The organism is Turicibacter sp. St.80E1 (assembly GCF_059728495.1).
In genome coordinates this window covers 1,564,955-1,572,500 of record NZ_AP039386.1, presented here as the reverse complement: position 1 = coordinate 1,572,500, position 7,546 = coordinate 1,564,955, and the positions used below count along the sequence as shown (strand labels likewise).

Sequence of the window (7,546 nt, the reverse complement as noted above, 5' to 3'; positions counted from 1 at the left end):
AAGGTTAAGTTGAAGAGACGGAGCCGAAGCGAAAGCGAGTCTGAATAGGGCGAGGAGTACGATGTTGTAGACCCGAAACCGTGTGAGCTAGCCATGAGCAGGCTGAAGGTCAGGTAACACTGACTGGAGGGCCGAACCAGGGCACGTTGAAAAGTGCTTGGATGACTTGTGGCTAGGGGTGAAATTCCAATCGAACACGGATATAGCTGGTTCTCTCCGAAATAGCTTTAGGGCTAGCCTCGATAAGAGTCTACTGGAGGTAGAGCACTGAATGGGTGATGGCCCCACCTCGGGGTACTGATCTCAATCAAACTCCGAATGCCAGATAGATATGATCGGGAGTCAGACTGTGGGTGATAAGGTCCATGGTCAAAAGGGAAAGAGCCCAGACCGCCAGCTAAGGCCCCCAAGTGTCCGTTAAGTGGAAAAGGATGTGGAGATGCACAGACAACTAGGAGGTTGGCTTAGAAGCAGCCATCCTTTAAAGAGTGCGTAATAGCTCACTAGTCGAGTGACTCTGCGCCGAAAATGTACCGGGGCTAAACGGACCGCCGAAGCTGCGGATTGACACGAAGTGTCAGTGGTAGGAGAGCGTTCTAACAGCGGAGAAGCAGTACCGGAAGGAGCTGTGGAGCGGTTAGAAGTGAGAATGCCGGTGTGAGTAGCGAAAGATAGGTGAGAATCCTATCCATCGAAAGCCTAAGGTTTCCAGGGGAAGGCTCGTCCGCCCTGGGTAAGTCGGGACCTAAGGTGAGGCCGAAAGGCGTAGCCGATGGACAACAGGTAGAGATTCCTGTACCACTTAATAAACTGAAGGAGTGACGGAGAAGGCTAAGTTGAGCGTGTGAATGGATTCACGTGTAAGCAGTGAGGTGGTCATGTAGGCAAATCCGCATGGCGAAACATTGAGCTGTGATGCCGAAAGCCCGCAAGGGTGAAGTCAGCTGATGTCACGCTTCCAAGAAAAGCTTCTAGGGATAATTTATTAGGTGCCCGTACCGATAACCGACACAGGTAGGCGAGGAGAGAATCCTAAGATGAGCGAGAGAACTCTTGTTAAGGAACTCGGCAAAATGACCCCGTAACTTCGGGAGAAGGGGTGCTTGTGAAAGCAAGCCGCAGTGAAAAGGCCCAGGCGACTGTTTATCAAAAACACAGGTCTCTGCTAAACCGCAAGGTGATGTATAGGGGCTGACGCCTGCCCGGTGCTGGAAGGTTAAGAGGAGAGGTTAGCGCAAGCGAAGCTTTGAATTGAAGCCCCAGTAAACGGCGGCCGTAACTATAACGGTCCTAAGGTAGCGAAATTCCTTGTCGGGTAAGTTCCGACCCGCACGAAAGGCGTAACGATCTGGGCGCTGTCTCAACAAGAGACTCGGTGAAATCATAGTACCTGTGAAGATGCAGGTTACCCGCGACAGGACGGAAAGACCCCGTGGAGCTTTACTGTAGCTTGATATTGAGCACTGGTGACACATGTACAGGATAGGTAGGAGACGAAGAGACCAGGACGCCAGTCTTGGAGGAGTCGCTGTTGGGATACTACCCTTGTGTTACTGGGGTTCTAACCCGTGGCCATGAGCTGGTCAGGGGACAGTGTCAGGTGGGCAGTTTGACTGGGGCGGTCGCCTCCCAAAGAGTAACGGAGGCGCCCAAAGGTTCCCTCAGAATGGTTGGAAATCATTCGAAGAGTGTAAAGGCAGAAGGGAGCTTGACTGCGAGACCTACAAGTCGAGCAGGGACGAAAGTCGGGCTTAGTGATCCGGCGGTACCGAATGGAAGGGCCGTCGCTCAACGGATAAAAGCTACCCCGGGGATAACAGGCTGATCTCCCCCAAGAGTTCACATCGACGGGGAGGTTTGGCACCTCGATGTCGGCTCATCGCATCCTGGGGCTGTAGTCGGTCCCAAGGGTTGGGCTGTTCGCCCATTAAAGCGGTACGCGAGCTGGGTTCAGAACGTCGTGAGACAGTTCGGTCCCTATCCGTCGTGGGCGTAGGAAATTTGAGAGGAGCTGTCCTTAGTACGAGAGGACCGGGATGGACACACCGCTGGTGTACCAGTTGTTCTGCCAGGAGCATAGCTGGGTAGCTACGTGTGGAAGGGATAAACGCTGAAAGCATCTAAGCGTGAAGCCCCCCTCAAGATGAGATTTCCCATTCGAAAGAAGTAAGATCCCTTGAAGACGACGAGGTAGATAGGTCAGGAGTGGAAGTTTGGTGACAGATGAAGCGGACTGATACTAATCGATCGAGGACTTAACTAAATAGGAAAGGCAAAAACGAGCGGTTATCACAGGCAGAAAGTGAAAAGAACTGAGGAATCACGAAGGTGATGAACAGTTATTGAACTTTACCACTGTGATGCGAGAGTTGCCGGACAAGAAGAAGTAAGCAGAAGATATCTAGTTTTGTGAGATTGATGAAATCTGACAGAAGGTCTAGTGATAAGGGCAAGGAGGGCACACCTGTTCCCATACCGAACACAGAAGTTAAGCTCCTTAGCGCCGAGGGTAGTACGCAAGTGCGAGAGTAGGACGTCGCTAGGCCATAAATAAAGAAAAGTACAAGTGAGCGATTATCTTCGAATAAAACTTAGCGAACACAGAAATGGCTAAAAGCCATGAGAGTGCGCATAAGTTTATAGAGAAGATGCGAACGGTACTAGACAAAAAATGCGGGTGTAGTTTAATGGTAGAACTTCAGCCTTCCAAGCTGACTGTGAGAGTTCGATTCTCTTCACCCGCTCCAAATAGCCAATTAACATCCTTCGGGATGTTTTTTTATATTATGAAGCTTAAATCGTATGTTGTGGGAGATAAAGAAGGATACGAAATGAGATTTCCCGTCTATTTATAAAAAATCTATAAAAATAGCTTGCATTTATGGGTTCCATCATTTAGAATATAACTAACAATTTAGTTTGAATAAATCCTTTGATAAAGAAAGTAGCAATAAGTTAAACTGTTAAGCGAGCTAGTGAGGGTGGGAGTCTAGTCAGTACTTATTCGTGAAACGCCCTTTGATGGAGATTATCACAAATATATGATAAGTATAGAGTATGATAATCGGGTACTCCCCTTACAGAGCAGAGTGGATACAATTTAGTTGTATTAATTAGAGTGGTAACGCGGTGAATCATCGTCTCTTATGGTAAATAAGAGGCGATTTTTTTTATCTGTCATAATTTCTAATAAATTTAACTATAATGTATCAATAAGAGTGGTACCGCGGTAAAAGATCGTCTCTTATTCAAGAGAGGGTCTTTTTTTCTTGGTCAAAAAGGAGCTCAAATTAAATCATGAAATTTAAGAGGAGGAGATTGTAATGAAAAAGGTATTATTAATGATCATGCTCGTATTCATTGGAATGGTAGGATGTTCAAAACAGGGGGTTAGCATTGAGGATATTCAAAAGGAAGGAACGCTTTTAATCGGGTTATCGGGGGATTATCCTCCATTTGAGTTTTATAAAATGGTAGATGGGAAAGAGACACTTGTTGGTTTTGACGTCATGTTAGGTGAAAAAATTGCGGAAGAACTAGGCGTAGAGGTTAAATTTAAAAATATGGACTTCAACTCATTAATTGGGGCCTTACAGTCAGGGCAAGTGGATATGGTTATTTCAGGAATGTCACCTAATGAAGAGCGTTTAAATCAAGTTGATTTTTCAGACTTTTACTATACGGGAGAAAATGCAGTCTTAGTCAGAAAAGAAGATGCTGATCGTTATCAAACAACAGAGGATTTAAAAGATGTTAAAATCGGGACACAATTAGGTAGTATTCAGACACCAATTGCGCAATCATTAACAACAAATGTGAAAGAACTCGCATCAACACAATCCATTGTTTTAGAGTTAAGTAATGAAAATGTTGAGGCCGTTATTTTAGGAAATGATATTGCGGCACGTTATGCAGAACAATTTGATAACGTGGTTGTCTCAGACATTAAAATTGAATCTGAGGAAAAAATGGCCGTTGCCTTACCAAAAGAATCAACAGAATTAACAGAGCAAGTCAATAAAATTATTTCTACATTAAAAGCCGACGGAACCCTTGGAAAAATGTTAGAAGAGGCAATGCAGTTGGCAAACTAGATGATGTTTTTCTTTAAAGATAAAGAATAGCCAGATTACAAATGAAAAAATATAGTTTAAACGCCGTGACATAACGTTCGCTGAAGAGTGGGATCCTATTTAGGGAATAGGGTTCCTACATTTAAAAAGGATTCCTTTAAAAAGGCTAAAAATTCCTTTACTAACTTCTAAAAGAGTGAGGAACGAGAATGAGGGATCCTGTTAGAGGAAAAGAAGAATTAAAATGAAGTAGGTGGAAAAATGTTTGACTTTATTATTGATTATTATCCCATGCTTTTAAAGGGAACTGGGATCACAATATTATTAGCTTTATTAACGGTTGTTTCAGGAACATTAATCGGAATTTTAATTTCTATTTTAAGATTTAATAATAAAGGGATTATTGGTAAATTACTCAATAAGTTAGCGGATGCATACATCGCCTTTTTCCGTGGAACACCGCTCATGATTCAGTTATTTATTTTTTGGTTTGGGATTCCTCAATTATGCGGAATTCGTTTAAAACCTGTTGGTTTTATTCCAGCAGAATTTATCGTAGGGGCAATTGCCTTAGCTATTAATTCAGGGGCCTATGTAACCGAAATTTTTAGAGCAGGAATTCAGGCGGTCGAGGTTGGACAAATGGAGGCGGGACGTTCACTTGGATTAAGTGAACGACAAACGTTAAAGCATATCATTTTACCACAGGCCATTAAAAATGTTCTCCCTGCACTTGGAAATGAGTTTGTTGTTATTATTAAAGAATCTGCTATTGTTTCTGTTATTGGATTGGCTGATTTAATGTATAACGCAGATAAAGTAACTGCAGCTACATTTAATGCGTTTGGTGTTTATATAGTAGCTGCCCTGATTTATTTCCTTTTAACATCAGGCTGCTCAAAACTTGTGACTATATTTGAAAGGAGATTACAACAAGATGCTTAAGGTAAAACAATTATCAAAGTATTTTCACGGAAAACAGGTGCTTCATGAGATTGATTTAGAGATTAAAGAGGGAGAAATTGTAACTATTATTGGTCCCTCAGGATCGGGAAAGTCAACCTTATTAAGATGTTTAAACTTACTTGAAATTCCGGAATCAGGGGATGTTTTATTTGAAGAAACAAACCTTTTAGATAAAAAAACGAATTTAAATGAAATTCGTGAGCAAATCGGGATGGTATTTCAAAGTTTTAATTTATTTCCAAATAAAACAGTTGGAGAAAATATTACATTAGCGTTAAAACTTTTAAAAAAAATGGATGAGGCGCAGGCAAATGAAATAGCTCTGGGGTTATTAAAACGTGTTGGCTTAGAGGATAAATTTAATGTCTATCCCTCTAAACTATCAGGGGGTCAAAAGCAACGTGTTGCGATTGCTCGTTCACTGGCCTTAAAACCAAGGGTGATGTTGTTCGATGAACCGACATCTGCATTAGACCCGGAAATGGTAACCGAAGTACTTGATGTGATGAAAGAGTTAGGAGAAGAGGGAATGACCATGGTCATTGTTACCCATGAAATGGGGTTTGCTCGACAAGTTGCCTCACGTGCCATTTTTATTGATGGTGGAAAAATCTTAGAAGATACTACGCCAGAAACATTATTTACTCGACCGACGCACCAACGAACGAAAGAATTTTTAGCAAAAGTATTATAAAGTCATAAAAAGCTACCAGCGAAAAGGCAGGTAGCTTTTTTTCTCGTTCATTAATTTCCTCGGAAATTAAGAGAAATATTCGAAGATTAGCAGGGAAAGAGGGATGATATAGAAAAAAACTGAAATTTGTTGTATAATAGGAAAATAGGAAGGGGGGGCAATGAATTAGTTATGAGAGAGAAAAATTAGGTGTGTGAAGAAGGGAATGAAATAGAGCTTTAAGTAAAAATGGGAAAAGGGGGAATTGTTTTTGTTAAGGGTCTTATTGGTGGATGACGAGGAGGATGTTTTAAATAAACTTTTTTATATTGTCGAATGGAAGCGCTTTGGTTTTTGTGAGGTGAGACGATGTAGTGATGCAACAGAAGCACTGATACTCTTGTCTCAGGAAATGTATCATTTAGTGTTTATTGATTTAAAAATGCCTAAAATATCGGGGATTCAGTTAATTCAAGAGATGAAAAGGCGCCATCATCGGGCCCTAATTGTTGTGCTTAGCAATCATGAGGACTATGACCAAGTGTCCCAGGCCATGCGATTAGGAGTGTTTGATTACTGTATCAAGAAACATTTAAATTCCGAGGAGATGCAATCTTTGATCAGGCGTGCATCGATTTGCTATCCGACGAGTCAGGAGATGGCACACACAGGTCCTTTTCTTTTGTATTATCTTACTTTTCAACGCAGTCTCGACACCAGACACGGTAAGTTAGTTGAAGAGCGAGTTAAAAAAGTATTTCTTGGATGTAATGTTTTTCGATTAAATGATAGTGGATTTGCCGTGGTTATCGCAAAAAATGGAGTTTTTCATGAAATCAGTTGCTTCGATTATTGGATGAAACTGCGTGCTCAATTAAGGGACACCTTAAAGGTGAAGAATGAGGTCTCCCGTGGAATTATGGTGGAGTCTATAGAAGCGTTACGGAATTACCTGACTTCGGGGATTGAAGAAACAGCTAGCTATTATCGACAAGAGGTATTTAATAGTTTAATCTACATTCATCAATTCTACATGAAACGAATCTCAGGATGCGAGTTAGCACGAATGGCCTGTTTACATGAATCGTATTTAGCCCGTCTTTTTAAACAGGATACTTCTAAAACGATTTGTACCTATATTAATGAATTAAGGGTATATAAGGCGACAGAACTGTTGAGAATTCCTGGTATTAAGATTAAGGAAGTCGCCCAATTAGTTGGCATTCAGGATCAACTGTATTTTAACCGGTTATTTAATCGTCAATGTGGGGTTAGTCCGAAGCGTTATCAGGAGAGAATAAAGTTCGACGGCATCATTTAGAACAATTCGATAGAATATGAAAAAAACTGTCTTTTAAAAGGCAGTTTTTTTCATATTTTTGTTGAATGATGACTAAAATGAAGTAGGAGGCGATGTAAATGAAAAAGGGGTGGCTTCTTGTTGGAACTCTTTTTTTACTAAGCGGATGCATAAATAGTGGAGAAAATAAACTTTCTTCTGTTAATCGGGTGGAGGTTCGATTTGGAGAGGAGGTTAAATCTACGATTGAAGAGCCCGAGGATGTCGAACAACTTGTTGATATTTTATTGAAAGCAAAAAGAGGAAATCTTGTTCGTGAAGAATCCTATGTCTTATCTGAACCGCTTGTTTATGAATTTTATGAGGGGGATCAGTTGGTACAGACGGTGCTGTTTAATGGGGAGGATACGACGCGCATCTTAAAGGGAGGACTTTGCTATGAAGTAGAATACGAGGGGATTTCTGTATCAGAGTGGTATGAAAAGTTAATTCTTCCTTAAGAAAAAATTAAGAATGATTCTATCTTTTTATTAA

The 7,546-nt window shown here is 41.4% G+C and carries 5 protein-coding genes, 1 tRNA gene, 2 rRNA genes and 1 other annotated feature (1 of these 9 only partly in view); all 8 genes read left to right on the top strand.

All coding sequences use genetic code 11. The features are described 5' to 3' along the window. Window positions 1-2,263 (top strand): 23S ribosomal RNA (locus tag AC6I0I_RS07605); it begins 631 nt to the left of the window's first position. 173 nt (window positions 2,264-2,436) lie between these two features. Next, a 5S ribosomal RNA gene (gene rrf, locus AC6I0I_RS07600) occupies window positions 2,437-2,545 on the top strand. A 128-nt stretch (window positions 2,546-2,673) separates the two neighbouring features. Further along, a tRNA-Gly gene (locus AC6I0I_RS07595) sits at window positions 2,674-2,747 on the top strand. Window positions 2,748-2,923: 176 nt separating this feature from the next. Continuing rightward, window positions 2,924-3,148, top strand: a binding site (T-box leader). A 175-nt stretch (window positions 3,149-3,323) separates the two neighbouring features. Then, a complete protein-coding gene (locus AC6I0I_RS07590; protein ID WP_161832913.1) occupies window positions 3,324-4,094 on the top strand; it encodes a transporter substrate-binding domain-containing protein in 771 nt (256 codons plus the stop codon). Between the two features lie 240 nt (window positions 4,095-4,334). Continuing rightward, entirely contained in the window at window positions 4,335-5,018 is a 684-nt protein-coding gene (locus AC6I0I_RS07585; protein ID WP_161832914.1) for an amino acid ABC transporter permease, read from the top strand. Further along, window positions 5,011-5,733 (top strand): amino acid ABC transporter ATP-binding protein, encoded by a 723-nt coding sequence (locus AC6I0I_RS07580; protein WP_161832915.1) that lies wholly within the window; start codon window positions 5,011-5,013, stop codon window positions 5,731-5,733. The genes AC6I0I_RS07585 and AC6I0I_RS07580 overlap by 8 nt, the downstream gene beginning before the upstream one ends. A 250-nt stretch (window positions 5,734-5,983) precedes the next feature. Then, window positions 5,984-7,033 (top strand): response regulator transcription factor, encoded by a 1,050-nt coding sequence (locus AC6I0I_RS07575; protein WP_161832916.1) that lies wholly within the window; start codon window positions 5,984-5,986, stop codon window positions 7,031-7,033. A gap of 98 nt (window positions 7,034-7,131) precedes the next feature. Continuing rightward, window positions 7,132-7,512, top strand: coding sequence for a hypothetical protein (locus AC6I0I_RS07570; protein WP_161832917.1), 381 nt, complete (start codon window positions 7,132-7,134; stop codon window positions 7,510-7,512). Window positions 7,513-7,546 lie beyond the last annotated feature (34 nt).